Annotated in this window: 17 protein-coding genes; 5 read left to right on the forward strand and 12 right to left on the reverse strand. The window is 68.2% G+C overall.

The features are described 5' to 3' along the window. Positions 1-80 precede the first annotated feature (80 nt). Positions 81-758, reverse strand: a complete 678-nt coding sequence (locus WFJ97_RS08185) for a TetR/AcrR family transcriptional regulator (protein ID WP_336641104.1) — start codon at positions 756-758, stop codon at positions 81-83. Positions 759-865: 107 nt separating this feature from the next. On the opposite strand from WFJ97_RS08185, the gene WFJ97_RS08190 reads away from it, so the two are divergent. Together WFJ97_RS08190 and WFJ97_RS08195 are read left to right on the forward strand one after the other, a co-directional pair. Next, positions 866-1738 (forward strand): DUF1266 domain-containing protein, encoded by an 873-nt coding sequence (locus tag WFJ97_RS08190; RefSeq protein ID WP_336641105.1) that lies wholly within the window; start codon positions 866-868, stop codon positions 1736-1738. After that, entirely contained in the window at positions 1726-2778 is a 1053-nt protein-coding gene (locus WFJ97_RS08195) for a hypothetical protein (RefSeq protein WP_336641106.1), read from the forward strand. Before WFJ97_RS08190 ends, WFJ97_RS08195 begins: the two co-directional genes overlap by 13 nt. Before the next feature lie 227 nt (positions 2779-3005). Here WFJ97_RS08195 and WFJ97_RS08200 read toward each other — a convergent pair whose 3' ends face one another. The 5 genes from WFJ97_RS08200 to WFJ97_RS08220 all read right to left on the reverse strand — a co-directional run bounded on the left by WFJ97_RS08200 (position 3006) and on the right by WFJ97_RS08220 (position 8855). Next, positions 3006-3998, reverse strand: coding sequence for a LacI family DNA-binding transcriptional regulator (locus WFJ97_RS08200; protein WP_336641107.1), 993 nt, complete (start codon positions 3996-3998; stop codon positions 3006-3008). 59 nt (positions 3999-4057) lie between these two features. Next, positions 4058-5488, reverse strand: coding sequence for a GH1 family beta-glucosidase (locus WFJ97_RS08205; protein ID WP_336641108.1), 1431 nt, complete (start codon positions 5486-5488; stop codon positions 4058-4060). A gap of 4 nt (positions 5489-5492) precedes the next feature. Next, positions 5493-6383 carry a carbohydrate ABC transporter permease gene (locus WFJ97_RS08210; protein ID WP_372491944.1) on the reverse strand — a complete coding sequence of 297 codons (891 nt, stop codon included), beginning with the start codon at positions 6381-6383 and terminating at the stop codon, positions 5493-5495. Beyond that, a complete protein-coding gene (locus tag WFJ97_RS08215; protein WP_247623650.1) occupies positions 6380-7432 on the reverse strand; it encodes a carbohydrate ABC transporter permease in 1053 nt (350 codons plus the stop codon). Before WFJ97_RS08215 ends, WFJ97_RS08210 begins: the two co-directional genes overlap by 4 nt. Positions 7433-7544: 112 nt before the next feature. Beyond that, positions 7545-8855, reverse strand: coding sequence for an ABC transporter substrate-binding protein (locus WFJ97_RS08220; RefSeq protein ID WP_336641109.1), 1311 nt, complete (start codon positions 8853-8855; stop codon positions 7545-7547). 173 nt (positions 8856-9028) lie between these two features. On the opposite strand from WFJ97_RS08220, the gene WFJ97_RS08225 reads away from it, so the two are divergent. The 3 genes from WFJ97_RS08225 (at position 9029) to purQ (ending at position 10607) form a co-directional block, all read left to right on the forward strand. Next, positions 9029-9559: an adenine phosphoribosyltransferase gene (locus tag WFJ97_RS08225; RefSeq protein ID WP_247623652.1), complete on the forward strand. Its 531-nt coding sequence runs from the start codon at positions 9029-9031 to the stop codon at positions 9557-9559. Between the two features lie 95 nt (positions 9560-9654). Then, on the forward strand, positions 9655-9903 hold the full coding sequence (purS, locus tag WFJ97_RS08230; protein WP_247623653.1) for a phosphoribosylformylglycinamidine synthase subunit PurS: 249 nt from the start codon (positions 9655-9657) through the stop codon (positions 9901-9903). After that, a complete protein-coding gene (gene purQ / locus WFJ97_RS08235) occupies positions 9900-10607 on the forward strand; it encodes a phosphoribosylformylglycinamidine synthase subunit PurQ (RefSeq protein WP_247623654.1) in 708 nt (235 codons plus the stop codon). Before purS ends, purQ begins: the two co-directional genes overlap by 4 nt. Before the next feature lie 61 nt (positions 10608-10668). Here the strand turns inward: purQ and WFJ97_RS08240 are convergent, their stop codons facing one another. The 6 genes from WFJ97_RS08240 to WFJ97_RS08265 all read right to left on the reverse strand — a co-directional run bounded on the left by WFJ97_RS08240 (position 10669) and on the right by WFJ97_RS08265 (position 16202). Further along, positions 10669-11937, reverse strand: a complete 1269-nt coding sequence (locus tag WFJ97_RS08240; protein ID WP_336641110.1) for a hypothetical protein — start codon at positions 11935-11937, stop codon at positions 10669-10671. A gap of 152 nt (positions 11938-12089) precedes the next feature. Further along, positions 12090-12626, reverse strand: coding sequence for a hypothetical protein (locus WFJ97_RS08245; RefSeq protein ID WP_336641111.1), 537 nt, complete (start codon positions 12624-12626; stop codon positions 12090-12092). A 92-nt stretch (positions 12627-12718) separates the two neighbouring features. Continuing rightward, complete coding sequence (locus tag WFJ97_RS08250) at positions 12719-13348, reverse strand: hypothetical protein (protein WP_336641112.1); 630 nt, start codon at positions 13346-13348, stop codon at positions 12719-12721. Beyond that, positions 13345-15306, reverse strand: a complete 1962-nt coding sequence (locus tag WFJ97_RS08255) for an alpha/beta hydrolase (RefSeq protein WP_336641113.1) — start codon at positions 15304-15306, stop codon at positions 13345-13347. Before WFJ97_RS08255 ends, WFJ97_RS08250 begins: the two co-directional genes overlap by 4 nt. Further along, positions 15303-15656 carry a hypothetical protein gene (locus tag WFJ97_RS08260; RefSeq protein WP_336641114.1) on the reverse strand — a complete coding sequence of 118 codons (354 nt, stop codon included), beginning with the start codon at positions 15654-15656 and terminating at the stop codon, positions 15303-15305. Before WFJ97_RS08260 ends, WFJ97_RS08255 begins: the two co-directional genes overlap by 4 nt. Before the next feature lie 114 nt (positions 15657-15770). Further along, a complete protein-coding gene (locus tag WFJ97_RS08265) occupies positions 15771-16202 on the reverse strand; it encodes a DUF1761 domain-containing protein (protein ID WP_247633089.1) in 432 nt (143 codons plus the stop codon). Positions 16203-16266 lie beyond the last annotated feature (64 nt).

Raw genomic sequence — 16266 nt, forward strand, 5'->3', positions numbered from 1 at the left:
CGACAGGCTCAGCGACCCGGCCCTTCGTCTCGCTGCGCGGTTCCTGAGCAAGGAGCGTAGCGACGAGACGAAGGGCCGAGTCAGTCGTCGGAGCCGGCGCCCTCGCACACCCCGCCGCGGGCCCGAGGGCGCGGTTCACCCTCGCGCGGGGCGACGGCGAGCGGCAGGGGCACGGTCGGCTCCGGCAGGTCGTAGAGCCGACGCACCCAGCGGCGGGCGTCTTCGAGCGGATACGTGTCGCGGTACACCGAGTACTTCACGAACACGCCCTCGAGCACGCTGCGGAACATGACCTCTTCGAGCCCGGGATCGGCTGCGCCGCGCGCGCGGAACAGGTTGCGCACCGCGTCTTCGGCCATCGTGACCTGCTCGCTGAAGCGGTCCTCGGACTCGGCGAAGAGGCGGTGCGTGGCCGGCTGCTGCTGGATCGCGAGCACGACGCGCTGCAGCGGCACGGCGTAGGCCGTCGCCTGGAACACGCTGTCGATGATCGAGGCGAGCACCTCGTCGGGGCCGCCCTCGACGCTCGGCAGCTCGAGGAGGGTGATGAACCAGCGGTCGATGACCGCGGCGATCAGCTGATCCTTGCCGCCGAAGTGATAGCTGACGAGCCCCTGGGCGACACCGGCGCGCTTGGTGATCTCGGCGATACTGGCGCCGGAGACGCCCCGCTCCTCGAACACCTCGATCGCCGCCTGGAGGATGACCTCCTTGGCTCGTTCGCGCGCACGTCGATTCTGGTCTTCCGATCGCGCCATGTGAAGTTCACTTCCCCGTTGCCCCCGAATGTGCACCGATGTGCGTCCCCGTACTATAGATTACTCGCTGAATGTACGTTCAGTTTAATTATCTCTGGGGAGCCTCCATGCACCGTCTCGCGCCCGTCGATTTCAACGACCTCGGGTCCATCGTCGGCTGGCTGATCGGCCAGTGGTGGGTGTGGGCGATCGTCGGCGCCGTGGCCCTCTTCTTCCTGATCCTCTGGATCATCCCGGCGGCCAAGGTGAAGCCCTCCGAGAAGTTCTCGACGACGGATGCCGAGGCGAACGAGATCGCCCTGGGCTTCCTGCAGATCCGCAACCTGCCCTCCGGCCCGTGGAACGACCCGACCGCGAGCGACCTCGGCCCGTCGGAGAAGTCGGTGCTCGTCGAGCAGTGGGGCGTGCACACCCGTGAGGAGTGGTTGTCGAACATCGAACGCCTCACCACGGTGCGCCGCCGCCGCGAGGTCTGGGTGCTGTACCTCGCCGTGCGCGTCGCCGTCGCCGAGCGCCTCGGCCGTGCCCCGAAGGCGAAGGAATGGCTGGCGGCCATCGTCGAGGAGGGCGGCGACAAGCGCGACGCCAAGGCGTTCATCACCGCGATCGAGTACATCGAGTCCGAGGTGCGCAAGCGCGTGGGTAAGGACATCGTGACGCCGGACCTGTTCGTGCAGACTCTCGACGGCTATGCGATCGGCCAGGCCGTCGCGATGGCGACCTGGGGCGTCGCGCTCGGACACGGCGACGTGCCCGAGGCCCGCTCGATCATCCACGCGATCAACGTCGAGGCGCGGCCCGCGTTCTCCTCGTGGGCGGACTTCGGCCTCAGCTACATCGCCGGCCGGGTCATGCACTGGTCCGACGGCCGCGTCGACGAGAAGTCGTTCGAGAAGTTCGGCGACGGGTGGGCGGACTTCAAGGCGGCTGCGACCGAGACGCGCAACGGTCCGTGGGCGACCCTGCCGTGGACGCTGTAGCCGTCGACCTCGCTCCGCTGCAGCGCAGCGCCGGCATCCGCGACATCGTCGCCTACGAGCGGATCACGAAGACCCCGCTGCACCGGCGCTTCGTGTTCCTTCTCGTGGTCGTGCTGCTGTTCGCGGGGGCGATGCTCGCGGGCCTGTGGTTCCTCGGGCGCACCGACATCCTCGCCGTCGCACCGATCCTCGCGGTGTTCGTGATCGGCTACACGCTGCTCGCGGCCGTCGGATTCGTGTGGTTCGCGGTGGGCCTCAGCCGCCGCGTGAAGGTCGCGGCGTTCGCCTGGCAGAACGGCTGGGCCTACGCGGATCGACTCGAGCACATCCGCCGCCCCGGCGCTCCCTTCACCCGCGTGCTGCGCGGCCAGGAGCGCGCGGTGGTCGCGGGCGACGATCCGCGGATGCCGTTCGAGCTCGGCATCCATCACTCGCTGTCGCGCGGCCAGGAGGGCGCGACCGTGCAGCGACCGTTCGCGTTCATCGAGCTGCCGCTGCCGTCGTCGGTGCCGCACATCGTGCTGGCGAACCGGCGACGCAGCATCGTCCCGACGCTGGGCCTCGGCCGGGGCGCTGCCCGGATGGAGCTCGAGGGCGAGTTCGCGAAGGTGTTCCGGCTGATCGTGCCGGAGGGCTACCAGACCGACGCTCTGTACATCTTCACGCCCGACCTGATGGCGCGCGTGCTCGACCTCGGACGCGGCGCCGAGATCGAGCTCGTCTCCGATCGGTTGTACGTGTACCTGCCGGGGAGCACGCGCTTCGATCGCCCCGCCACCATGGCCTCGGCGCTCGTTCTCGCCGAGGAGTTCCACCGCCGATTCGCCGCACGCACCGAGCTCTACCGCGACGACGCCGCAGGCGAGATCGCGGCCCGCGCGGGCGTCTCGGTGGGGCTGCGAGGACAGCGCCTCGGCGGACACGGCATCTCGGTGCTGGCCGTGGCGGGCACCGTGGGCGTGGTTCTGCTCTCGGCCGGCGTCACGGCGCTGACGCTCTTCGGCGGCGACTTCTTCACGTCGCTCCTGGGCGGCACCTGAAGCCGCGGGTGCGCCCCTGTCCCGGAGGGGGCGACAGGGGTGCACCCGTGCAAGTTCCCCGTGGTGGGTGCTTCGACGGGCTCAGCAACCCGGTTTCGATGCTGGGTCCCTGAGCCTGTCGAAGGGCCCACCCCCACAGAACTGGGCCCCTGAGCCTGTCGAAGGGCCCACTCCCACAGAACTGGGTCCCTGAGCCTGTCGAAGGGCCCCACCCCGAGAGACCGACGTCAGGCCGAACCCCGCACGACGAGCTCCGTCGGCAGGATGGTCGTGCGGGGCGGGTCTCCCCCGGCGAGCCGCGACAGCAGCACCTGCGCCATCGCCTCGCCCTGCGCGTACATCGGCTGGCGCACCGTGGTGAGTTGCGGGTCGCAGCTGAGCGCGACCGAGGAGTCGTCGAATCCGACGAGGGCGATGTCGTCGGGAACGCGGATGCCGGAGGCGCGCAGCGCCGTGAGAGCGCCGCGGGCCATCAGGTCGCTCGCGACGAAGATCGCGTCGGGGCGGCCCGCCGCGAGAATGCGGCGGGCGGCGTCGGCGCCGCTGGCCTCGCTGTAGTCGCCCTCCTCCTCGGCGAACGGCGTGAGCGCGGCATCCGCCAGTGCCTCGCGGAAGCCCTGCACGCGGTCGATCGACGAGAGCATCGTGAGCGGACCCGAGATCGTGGCGATGCGGGTGCGGCCGATGTCGACCAGGCGGCGCACCGCCTCACGCGCCCCGGCCACGTTGTCGACGTCGACCACGTAGTCGGTCTCGCGCGTGCGCACGGGGCGCCCGCCGTAGACGACCGGCACGGCATCCGCGATCCGGTCGATGAACGCGTCGCTCGTGTGGTGCGACACCAGCAGCGCCCCGTCGACACCGCCGTTGCGCACGAAGCCGGTCATCTTGTCGCCTGGGTCGTCGCTCGCGATGAGCAGGTTCAGCAGGTAGTCGGAGGTGCGGAGCGTGCCGGTGATGCCGGCGACGATCGCGGCGAAGAACGGGTCGCCGAAGAACCGGGTGGTGTCTTCGGGCACGATCAGGGCGATCGCGTGCGTCTGACGCGACGCGAGCGATCGCGCCGCGCGGTTCGGCACGTAGTTCAGCCGTTCGATCGCATCGTGCACCGCGGCGAGCGCCTCGGGGCTGACCGCCGTCGAACCGTTGACGACGCGCGAGACCGTCGACCGTGACACCCCGGCGGCAGCGGCCACCTCTTCGATCGTCGCTCGCGACACAGCTCTTCCTCCGATCCGGCCGGGTGATCGGATGCTCCGACCGCCCTCGCCGCCCGGTCTCAGAGAGAGCGAGCGGCGATGATGCGAGCGTACTCCCGCGCGGAGTCCTTGAGCGTGCGTTCCTGGGTGTCGTAGTCGACGCGCACGATGCCGAAGCGCTTGTCGTAGCCCCACGCCCACTCGTAGTTGTCGAACAGCGACCAGTAGAAGTATCCGCGCACGTCGACCCCGGCATCCGCCGCGTCGAGCACCGCGGCGAGGTGCAGGCGCAGGAACTCGGCGCGGTCGTCGTCGTGCACGCGGGTCTCGCCGTCTTCGACGACCGCGACGTCGTCGTAGGCGGCGCCGTTCTCGGTCATGTACAGCACGGTTCCGGCGGGCTGCGCGTACTCGGTCCACACGCGCTGCAGCAGGCGGGTGAGCCCCTCGGGCTGCACCTCCCAGTTCTGCGCCGTACGGGGCAGGCCGCGCTCGACGTTGTGGATGTTCTCGAACGACGGGTAGGGGCTGCGCACCTTGCGCTCGGTGTCGGGCACGCTCTCGACGGCGGCGTTCTCGGGCACCGCGCCCGAGACGAGGTCGCCGTGATAGTAGTTCACGCCCTGCGTGTCGATGCGCTGCGCGATGGTGGCGAGGTCGCCGTCGTGGATCGCGGCCTCGAAGGTCTCGACGGCCGCGGCATCCACCGCCCGGATGTCCTCGACGATGTCGGCCGGGTACTCGCCCCGGTAGATGGGGTCGAGGAACCAGCGGTTGAACTGCCCGTCGATGCGACGCGCGGCGTCGACGTCGGCGGGGTTGGTCGGGTCGGCGGGGTCGGCGACCGTGTGGTTGAGCGTGATGCCGAGGTTGAGCGAGGCGTCGCGCCCGCGCAGCTCGCGCACCGTCTCGCCGTGGGCGAGCAGCAGGTGGTGGGCCGAGAGCAGACCCTCGGCGACGCTCGTGTGCCCGGGCGCGTGCTCACCGCCCGTGTACGACAGGAACGACGAGCACCACGGCTCGTTCAGTGTGGTCCACACGTTCACCCGGTCGCCGAGCGCGTCGTGCATGGTGCCCGCGTACTCGAGGAAGCGGTCGACCGTGTCGCGGTTCGTCCAGCCGCCGGTCTCCTGCAGCGCCTGCGGCATGTCCCAGTGGTACAGCGTCAGCCACGGCAGGATGTCGGCGGCGAGCAGCTCGTCGACCAGGCGCTCGTAGAAGTCGACGCCCTGCGCGTTCACGGCACCGCCGTCGGGGCGCACCCGAGACCACGAGGTCGAGAAGCGGTACGTCTGGAGGCCGAGGTCCTTCATCAGCGCCACGTCGTCGCGGTACCGGTGATAGTGGTCGCAGGCGACGTCGCCGTTGTCCCCGTTGATCACCGCTCCGGGTACGCGCGAGAACGCGTCCCAGATCGACGCGGTGCGCCCGTCTTCGAAAGCCGCCCCCTCGATCTGGTAGGCCGCGGTGGCGGCGCCGAAGAGGAAGTTCTGGGGAAACGCACGGGTCATGGAGTCATCCTTTCACCGCGCCCGCCATGATGCCACTGACCAGCTGCTTGCCCGCGACCACGAAGAGCACGAGCAGCGGAAGGGTCGCGAGCACCGCACCGGCGAGCACGATCGAGTAGTCGATGTAGTAACCGGACTGCAGCTGGCTGAGTGCGGTCTGGAGGGTGGGATTCGAGGGCGAGAGCACGATGAGCGGCCACAGGTAGTCGGTCCACGCGGTCATGAACGTGAAGAGTCCGAGGATGGCCATCGCGGGGCGGGCGGCCGGGATCCCGACCGTCAGGAACGTGCGGAACTGGTTGGCGCCGTCGACGCGGGCGGCTTCGATCAGTTCGTCGGGGATGACGTCGACGAGGTACTGCCGCATGAAGAAGACACCGAACGCGGTGACGAGCGTCGGCACGATCACGGCCCCGATCGAGCCCGTCCAGCCGAGCTCGCGCATGAGCATGAACAGCGGGATGATGCCCAGCTGCGTAGGGATCGCCATGGTCGCGATCACGAACACCATGAGGCCGTCGCGTCCCTTGAAGCGCAGCTTCGCGAACGCGTAGCCGGCGAGGGTCGAGAACGTCACGACCGAGATCGTGATGATGCCCGAGATGAGGAACGAGTTTCCCAGCGCCAGCCAGAACGGGATCGCGTCGAACACCTTGGCGGCGTTCGCGAGGAAGTTGCCGCCCGGGATGAGCGGCAGGGTCTCGCCGCGCGTGGCGTTCGTGCCGCTCGCGACGACGACCGACCACCACAGCGGATACACGCTGCCGATCACGAACGCGGCCAGCAGGCCGTAGGTGAGGAAGCCGGGGCGGCTGCCGATCCCCGCGTTGCCGAGGGCGCTGCCCCGGCGACGGCGGATCTTCTCGGGCACGCTCAGTGCCATCGTGGCGGTCATCGTGCGTCCTCCTCGAGGGTGGCGGCGGTCGCGCGGGCCCGGCGGCGCGCGGCGCGGTTGCGGCCGGCATCCCCCGTCGATATGCGTCGCGAGATCAGGAAGTTGATCACGCCGATGCCGACGATCAACAGGAACAGCAGGATGGCGACGGCGGATGCTTCGCCCAGATCGCGCCGGAAGAACGCGAGCTCCCAGAGGAACAGCACGGTCGTCTGGAACTGCCGATCGCTGCCGCCGATGCCGCCGGCGGTGGAGACGTCGAACAGCCGCGGCTCGGCGAAGATCTGCAGTCCGCCGATGGTCGCCGTGATGATGACGAAGATCAGCGTCGGACGGATCGTCGGGATCGTGATCGAGAAGAAGCGGCGGGCGGCGCCGGCGCCGTCGAGGGCCGCCGACTCGTAGAGGTCGCGCGGAACGGCCTGCATCGCGGCGAGCAGGATGAGCGCGTTGTACCCGGTCCAGCGGAAGTTCACCATCACCGCGATCGCGATGTGCGACAGCGCGGTGTCGTGCTTCCACTGCTGGTCGGCGATGCCGATGAGGTTGAGCAGGTTGTTGGCGAGACCGTCGGCCTCGTTGAAGATGCTCGAGAAGATGATCGCGACCGCCACCGGGGTGACCACGAACGGGATGAGCACGCTCATGCGCCAGAACGTCGGGGCGCGCAGCCCGCGGTCGAGCAGGTACGCGATCGTCAGGGCGACCGCGAGCTGCGGGATCGCAGACAGCAGGAAGATGCTGAGGGTGTTGAAGATCGAGTTCCAGAACATCCCGTCGCCGAGGATCTCGACGAAGTTGCCGAAGCCGACGAACCCGCCCTCGCCCTTGAGCAGATCCCACTCGTGCACGGCGACGTACACCGTGTACAGCAGCGGGAACAGGCCCACCAGCCCGAATAGCAGGAAGAACGGCGAGATGTAGAAGTACGGCGAGGCGTTCTGGTCGAAGCGGGAGACGCGATGGCGCCAGGAGCGTTTCGGCGGAGCATCCGATTCAGGGGCGGATGCCGCCACCCGCTGCTGCGCGGGCGGTGCGGTGAGAGTCATGAGGGTTTCCTTGATCGGAGGGGCCCTTCGTCTCGCTCCGCTCGCTCAGGGACCGGACGAACCGGTCCCTGAGCGAGGAGCGTCAGCGACGAGACGAAGGGCGAAGGGCCGGTCAGCCGACCAGGTCGTTCAGGAGGGAGATCGCCTGATCCCAGGCGCCCTTCGTGTCGGTCTCGCCGCGGTCGAGCGCGCTGAGCGCCGGGCCGAAGACGTTCTCCTGGATCACCGAGTCATCGGCGCCCTTGAACTGCGCGACCACGCCCTTCGCGCGCTCCGCGAGGATCGCGCCGGTGGGGGCGTCGTTGAAGAACGCGTTCGGGGTGGCGTCGGCGGCGAGGGTCTCCTGCGCCTTCACCGTCGAGGGGAAGTTGCCGGCAGCGGCCGACTGCTTCACCTGCTGCTCGGGCTGCGTCAGCCAGTCGGCGAGCTCGGCCGCGGCCTCCTTGTGCTGCGAGGACTCGGGGATCGACAGGAACGCGCCGCCCCAGTTCGCCGCTCCGCCGGGGAAGACATCCGCGAAGTCCCAGCCGGTCGATGCGTCGCCGCCGCCGGCCTCGACCTGACCCTGCACGACGCCGAGCATCCAGCCCGGGCATACGAACGTCGCGAAGGTGCCGTCGACGAAGGACTTGCCACCGTTCCAGTCCCACGCGGTCTGCGCGGCGGACTGGCCGCCCTCGGTCGCCGCTCCCAGCAGCTCGAAGCGCTCATGCAGCTCGGCGTTGCCCTCGACGTTCAGTTCACCGTCGGCGGTGTAGTACCCCTCGTCGAGCTGGTTGACCATCGCGTTCCAGACGAAGCCGGAGTGGTCGTACCAGGCCTTCCCGGTCTTGGCCGTGTAGTCGGCGCCGACCTGGAAGTAGTTCTCCCAGTCGCCGTTCAGCAGCTCGGCGACCGACTCGCGGTCGCTCGGGAGCCCGGCGGCCTCGAACGCGGCGCCGTTGTAGCAGATGCCCGAGGGGCCGATGTCGGTGCCGTAGCCGATGACGCGGCCCTCGGCATCCGTGGCCTGACCGTACTTCCAGTCGACCCAGTCGTCCTTACGGTCCTCGATGCCGTAGTCGCGCAGGTCGACGAAGGTGTCGGAGACGTCCATGACGGCGCCGAGCCAGCCCTCCTCGATCGCGACGACGTCGCTGAGACCCGAGCCGGCCGCGATTTTGGTGAAGGCGTCGGTGCGGGCGTTGCCGCCGGTGTCGATGTTGGTGGCCTCGATGGTGATGTTCGGGTGGGCGGCCTCGTACTCCTCGTACAGGTCGTCGTAGCCGAAGGTGCCGAACGTGGTGACGGTGAGGGTGATCTCTTCGTCGGCGTTCGAACCGCCCTCGCCTGTTCCGCCGGTGGAACAGCCGGCGAGGGCGAGGGCCGAGACGGATGCCACGGCTGCGGTCGTGAGGACCCGGTGGCGGGCGCGTGCGTTCACAGTTCACTCCTTTGTGAGGTGGTGCGGTGGGTGGTGCGTCGGGATGGTGCTGAGCCGTGGGCTCCGCAATGGGAGCGCTCCCACGACGTTCCGGCCACGATATGGGAGCGCTCCCACGATTGTCAAGGGTCCCCGTTTTCGAAACCCTCGAACACGAGGAGTACCCTTGCTCAGTGCCCGAAGCCGAACTCTCCCCTGCCCTCGTCCGCGCCCAGTCGCTGATCCGCAACGTGCCGGACTACCCGCAGCCGGGCATCGTCTTCCGCGACATCACGCCGCTGCTCGCCGACGCCGAGGCCCTCCGCGTCACGACCGAGGCCATCATCGAGCCGTTCGCCGGACAGTTCGACGTGATCGCCGGGATCGAGGCCCGCGGGTTCATCCTCGCGAGTGCCGCCGCCATCGCCGCGGGCACCGGACTCATCCCGATCCGCAAGGCGGGCAAGCTGCCCCGCCCCGCGGCATCCGTCGACTACGCCCTCGAGTACGGCACCGCCACCATCGAGATGCACGACGACCTGCCCGCGGGATCGCGCGTGCTGCTCATCGACGACGTGCTCGCGACAGGCGGCACCCTCGCCGCCGGCCGCCAGCTCGTCGAGCGCCTCGGCAGCCACGTGGTCGGCATCTCGGTGCTGTTCGAGATCGACGGCCTCGGCGGCCGCGAGCTCATCGGCGATCTGCACACCGTCTTCCACGCCTGAGCGACGCCCCGCGCGCCACGCCCGGCGGCGAATCGCGACCGGAGCAGGGCGGTAGACTGGACGCGCCTTCCTGCCCGCGACTTCTGGAGCCGTTCATGCCCACCATCGTCGTCGACGTCATGCCCAAGTCCGAACTGCTCGACCCGCAGGGGAAGGCCGTCTCCGGAGCGTTCGCACGCCTCGGCGTCGAGGGCTTCTCCGACGTCCGCATCGGCAAGCGCTTCGAGCTCACGGTCGAGGGCGAGGTCACCGACGAGCTGCTCGCCGAGGCGACCCGCATCGCCGACGAGGTGCTGTCGAACTCCGTGATCGAAGACGTCGTGGGCATCGAGGTCGTCGAATGACCGTACGCATCGGGGTCGTCACCTTCCCCGGCTCGCTCGACGACCGCGACGCGCAGCGCGCCGTGCGCATCGCCGGCGCCGAGCCCGTCGCCCTCTGGCACGGCTCGCACGACCTCGAGGGTGTCGACGCCCTCGTGCTGCCCGGCGGATTCAGCTACGGCGATTACCTGCGCGCCGGCTCCATCGCCGCGCTCTCGCCGATCATGGCCGAGGTGAAGGATGCCGCGGCCAAGGGGCTGCCCGTGCTCGGCATCTGCAACGGCTTCCAGATGCTCGTCGAGTCGCACCTGCTGCCCGGCGGACTCATCCGCAACAGCCACCAGCACTTCATCCGTCGCGACCAGAAGCTGACGGTCGAGAACTCCGACACGGCGTGGACCAACGAGTTCCGCCGCGGGCAGGAGATCGTCATCCCGCTCAAGAACGCCGACGGCGGCTACATCGCCGACGAGCAGACCCTCGACCGCATCGAGGGCGAGGGCCTCGTGGCCTTCCGCTACGCGGGCGTCAACCCCAACGGTTCGCTGCGCGACATCGCGGGCATCACGAACGAGGCGGGCAACGTCGTGGGGCTCATGCCACACCCCGAGCACGCGACCGAGGCCGGCTTCGGCCCCGACACCTCGGTGGCCATGCGCTCCGGCATCGACGGGATCGGCTTCTTCGCGAGCGCGATCGCCGCGGTCGCGCGCGTCGCCGCGTAACTTCTTCGACGGAGGGGGCGGATGCTTCGGCATCCGCCCCCTCCGTCATTCCTGCCGCCGGTCAGTCGGCCGGCAGGGTGAAGGGGTTGTCGCCGGCCTCGGCCAGGAGGTACCAGGCGGTCGCGCCGGTGTGCAGGCTGGCGTAGTAGAGGTCGCCGAAGCCGGAGTCGAGGCCGTCGGTCGAGGTCGCGACGATTCCCTTGCCGTCGCCGTTCGCGGCGTCGCGTTGACCCAGACGAATGCTGTCGAGCAACGTGTCCGCGTAGGCGGCATCGCCGGCGGCATCCCGCAGCTTCAGGGCCAGCGCGAGGTGCCCGGCTCCCTCGAACCAGACCTTCGAGGTGTCGACGTCGCTGATCCCTGGGCCCGTGTAGGGGCCGTCGGTGCCGATGAGGTTCGCGAGCGTCCAGTCGAGTGCCGCGTCGTAGCGCGGGTCGCCGGTCGCGAGCGAGGTCCAGGTCTGCGCGTCGAGCGGGATGGGGTGAGTGTTGACCGTGCTGCCGTCGAGCAGCGTGCCGGTGTCGACGTGGCCGTCGGCGCTCTGCATCGCGGTGACGAACGCGGCGGCGACGGCGGCGCGGTCGGCCCAGACGGTGTCACCGGTGAGCTGGGCGAGCTGCCCGAAGAAACCGGCGATGTCGGCGTTGTGCTCGGTGGACTTCCAGACGAGCGAGTCACCGGCATCCGTCTGCCCACCGGTGTAGCCGAAGGGCGCGCGCACCATGTCGGCCGTGTTCGTCTGGATCCAGTTCGCGATGTCGAGCGCACCGTCGAGGTAGCGCTGGTCGCCGGTGGCGTGGAAGAGGCGGGCGAGGGCGAGCCCGGCCCAGGCCTGGTTTCCGGTGAACGTGCCGGGTCCGGTGATCTCCATGCGGCCCTGACGGATGGCGTGAGGCTCGTAGTGCGTGCGCACGCGTCCGTCGCCGATCGGGTCGTTCTCCTGCACGAAGAGCAGCGTCTCGCCGATGCTCTTTGCGCGGCGGATGTCGTCGGGAAGACCGCGGGCGGTGTACGCGATGATGACCAGCGCGTCGTCGTAGACGAACGACGGCGTGAAGTCCCAGGTCGGCGTCGTGAAGAACCCGCCCTCGTAGCTGCGGGGCAGGCACATGCCCTCGCCGTCGCAGAACTGGTCGGTGCGCGCGTCGAGGAACTCGTAGGCGAGGGCGATCGACACGGAGGGCTCCGGAGCGGTCGGGTCGGCGGTCTCGTCGGCGGGGACGGGGTCTCCGGTGGCAGCGGATGCCGCGCCGGCGAGCACGGCGGTGGCGACGAGCGCGACGACCACCGTCCAACCGACAGCACGACGGGGAGAACGGGAACGAGACATTGGGGGACCTCTCGTCAAACTCCGTGCGCGGTGGGGGAACGCACACGGGCGACCCGAAGGTCACGCGATGATCATCGCAGTTCCGTCGCCGAGAGGGAAGGGGATTTCTTACAGTTTCTGCTCGTGTATGAATAAAGGCTTCATCGGTGCGGTCACTCGCTGTCGTTCCAGAAGCGGCGCTTGCCGTCCTCGGTGTGACCGAAACTCGGCGGCGCGGTCGGATGCTCAGACGCCGGTAACTTCTCGCGCTCACCCTCACCGGGCCGCCTCATCGTCGAGATCGTATGCGCGTCACCCGGCTCGCAGGTGCTCGTCGCCGAGATGGTCACCGAGTCGAAGAGCTCCCCCGGGCTGATATCCACGACGAGGAGGTCGACATGCTTTTCGGGATACTTCGCCTCGACGACGACATCCGCGATCTCCCCCGAATACCCACGCGTCTTGATGTCCGACCACCCGTTCTCGTCCAACCACTGAGCCACTTCCCCAGCCAATTCCATCGGCATCCCCTCTAGCCGCCACCCCTCCGGCGTTGTACGAGTCATCGTGTACTTGAAAGCATCATCGGCGCACTTCTTCGGAGCGTCACCGTAGTCCCAGATCCGCCAATCCGCATCCAAGATCTCCAGCTGCACCCCCGCAACCGCCTCCTTGTACGCGAAGTTCACCACACGCGCCTGCTCGAACATCTCCTCGTCAGAGATGGGTGTCCCACATCCGCTCAGACCGCAGAGAAGCAAGAAGGCCGAGGACGCCGCTGTGAGCATCCTCGATGGCCGCGTCACTCGCTGTCTTTCCAGAAGCGGCGCTTGCCGTCCTCGGTGTGACCGAAACTCGGCGGCGCGGTCGGATGCTCAGACGCCGGCAGCTTCTCGCGCTCACCCTCACCAGGCCGCCTCATCGTCGAGATCGTATGCGCGTCACCGGGCTCGCAGGTGCTCGTCGCGTAAAGCGCAACATGATCGTATAGTTCCCCAGGGCTGATGTCCGCGACCAGCAACTTCACGTGCGCCTCAGGAAAAGCTCCCTCAACGACAACGTCGGCTATCTCCCCGGAATAACCGCGGATCTTGACGTTCGTCCAGCCATTCTCGCCCATCCACTCCGCCAGGCTCTCAGCAATAGCCATCGGCGCGGCGTCGAGGTGCCAGCCCTCCGGGGTGTATCGAATCAGATCAAACTCGTATCCATCGTTCCCACATTTTTCGGGGGAGTCTCCGTATCCGGTAACGTCCCACTCTCCATCGAAGATCTGGATCTGCACGTCGGCGACCTGAGCTTTGTACTCGAAGTTCACCGCACGCGCCTGCTCAAACAACTCTTCATCCGTCATCGGTTCACCACATCCACTCATCACCAGAAGCAACCCCGCCATCAGCGCTGCACTCGTCGCGCGTCGCACATCGTTCACGAACGCGCTCCCTCGGACAGGACGATCGAATCGACGAGATCGACGACCGTCTGCTTGAAGGACTGCGAACGCGGGTCGAGGTAACCGACCGCCTCGTCGTCCCACTGAGGGATGAACGACGGTGACATTCCTCCCGTCTGCTGGGTCTTGAATCCGTCGAGGAGATAGAACCACTCCGTACTCGCCTGCGAGTTGTGCCCCTCGACTTTCTCGCCCCAATCCCTGTCACCGTCGCCGTAGCCGAGCACCCACCCACCGTCGGATCCGAACGTCTCGGTGCCGGCAATGTTTCGCGGGTCGACCGTATGAGTGGACACGTCGAACCTGCCCATCGGAGCGATGAAGTCGTCTTCGGCATGGGTTGCGAAGAGGTTCAGCTCGTTTCGCCGGATGAGGTTCTCCAGGTCCGCCGCCGTCTCTTGGGCAATGCCCGCCGATCCGTACAGCCACGCGTTCTGCACGAGCCCGGGATTGTTCGCGACCATCTCGGCCCCCATTGTCGTGCCGAGCGAATGCAGACCGAGATCGAGTTGCACGTTCGGATTCGACCGGTCGAACCCGCGAAGCAACTGCGCGAGTCTTTCTGCACCTGCGTGTGGCCTCTCGAGTTCCCACACGTTCGACGGCCCTCCCGAGTCCCACTCCATGAAGAGCACGACGGCGGTCGTCGCCGTTGAGCCGACCTCAGAGAGCTCGGCCGATGTGGCCTTTTGCAACGCAATCGCCGAATCGGACCACTCCCCGATCTGAGTAACGTCGGTCGAGATGCCGTGGGTCAGCGTGGTGACCTGATCAGCGTTATCCACGTCACCGAACCCGAGGCTGACACGGGGGCTTCCGTCATCCGTCTCACAGAACAAAGTCAGAAGCGAAATGATCGGCGCCGAATCCGCCTCCGCGTCGTCAAGCAAATCCTGCACACTCTCCAACTTCCGCCGCTGATCATCCGTCAGCTCACCATCGAGCAACCGCTCAAGCTCCGCCCGGTTGAACTCGTCCTTCGCGGCCGCGGGGATGCCGTTCAGGTTCCCGATCACGGTCGGTGCCCCACCGAGCAGCACGGCGAGAGGCCCCATCGCCCAGGCTCCGTCATCGCCGCGGGTGGACGCACGCCCGAGCTGATCCCACAGCGCCCGCGCCCGATCGACGTCGACGAACCCGACGGTCCCGGCGAAGTCCGGGTGCGCCCCGAGCCACTCCTTCGCATCGTCGGGGTCGCCGTTGCCGAGCGCGGTGATCCGGGCCGCCACGGCATCCGACATGTCTCCACGCAGCCGGTCGGCCAATGTCTCGTCGCTCACGGGGCCGCCCGGGTACGGGGCGGCCGTGTCACCCCACAAGCTCTGCGTGCTGGTGACCGGCACACCCCACGCTCCGCGCGGATCGTCGCCCCCGCTGATCCCCTTCAGATCCGAGGCGAGGAAGTCCTCGGCTGCTTCGACGTCGATACGGAAGACGCGGATGTCGGCTTCGAGCGCGATGACGGCATCCTGCGCGTCGCGCCAGGCATCCGTGGCATCGGTCTGCGCCTCGCCCGCCCGCCGCGTCGAGTCGGATGCCGGATCGGTCTCGTACGACCGCCAGTACGCGGCATCCGCCGACTCGAGCCCCGACTGCGCCGTCTCGTACTCCTGATTCACGGTGAGAATGCGGGCTTCGAGCTCGTCGCGTCGCTTCTGCAACGCAGGGATCGTGGTCACGGTGAACTCATCGAGCACCCGGCGGGCCGACTTCATCGCCTCGACGAAGTCCGCGGCGGTCCCGGCGGGTCCGTCGAGCATCGTCTCGGCGATGCCCGCATCCTCGACGACGAACACCTCGGGCAGGCGTTTCCACTGATCGTTCGCCTGGTTCGCCGCGTCGGCGAGGGTGCTCGCGGCGGTGAACACCTGGGTACCCAGCATCTCGAGCGCCACTGGATCGAGCAGCAACGGCAGCTCGCCGCGCACCGCGCTCACAGCATCACGTCCACACCGAAGCTCGCATCGACGACGGCCTGCGCCATCTGCTCATCTCCGGTGACGATCACCACCGTGGCGTCGCCCACCGCCTTCGCCGACGCGCTGATCGAATACATGACGGCACCGGGCACGATGCGGCGATCCTCCATGAAGGTGCGCCACGCGTTCGCGACGGCCGTTCGCCCGTCGACGGTCAGCGCCGCCGGGCCCTCGGCCGCGGCGCTGTCGATCTCACGATGCGCGGACTCGAAGTCGCCGCCGAGGGTGTCCAGCCCCGCCAGCATCCCGAGGACCCCGTCCGGATCCACCCGATAATCGACTCCGGCATCCGCCTGAATCCTGCTCACCCCGACCCCCTGTCGCCGCGCACCACATGACGGTGCCGGGCCAGCGTAGCGACGGGGAAAAGCTCCTAACCGATATACCCAAATCTGTGGATAACCGGCCGGTACCGAAGCCGCCTACACGGTCATCGCGGGCGGCCACACCCCGATGATCGCCGCCATCACGAGCACCGTCACGAGCTCGTGCGCGATGTTGAGCGTCGTGAGCCGGGTCGAGCGCCCCTCGAAGGCGTCGTGGGTGATGAAGCGGGCCGCCGTGAAGCCGGCCCAGAGGGTGACCGCGGTGATGACGGCACCCCAGAACCAGGATCCGCCGTAGAAGTGCCAGGCGATGGCGGATGCTCCGGCGAGCACCCAGGCCGTGATGAAGCTCACGATGACCGTCGTGATGATCGGCCAGACCGCGGTGGCCGCCGGACGATCCATGTCGACGTTCGCGAGCTTCGACCAGCGCGTACCGAACACCTTCGGCGAGTACCAGATCGAGCCGACGATCATGCTCGACAGCGTGGCCAGCAGAACGGCCCAGTAGTTGATCTCGGGAATCATGCGACACCTCCTCGTGATGGTGCCGTCAGCGTACTCCCGGGTGCGCGGTGCGCGAGTGATGCAA

This window comes from Microbacterium sp. USHLN272 (assembly GCF_037149655.1).
GTDB lineage: Bacteria > Actinomycetota > Actinomycetes > Actinomycetales > Microbacteriaceae > Microbacterium > Microbacterium galbinum.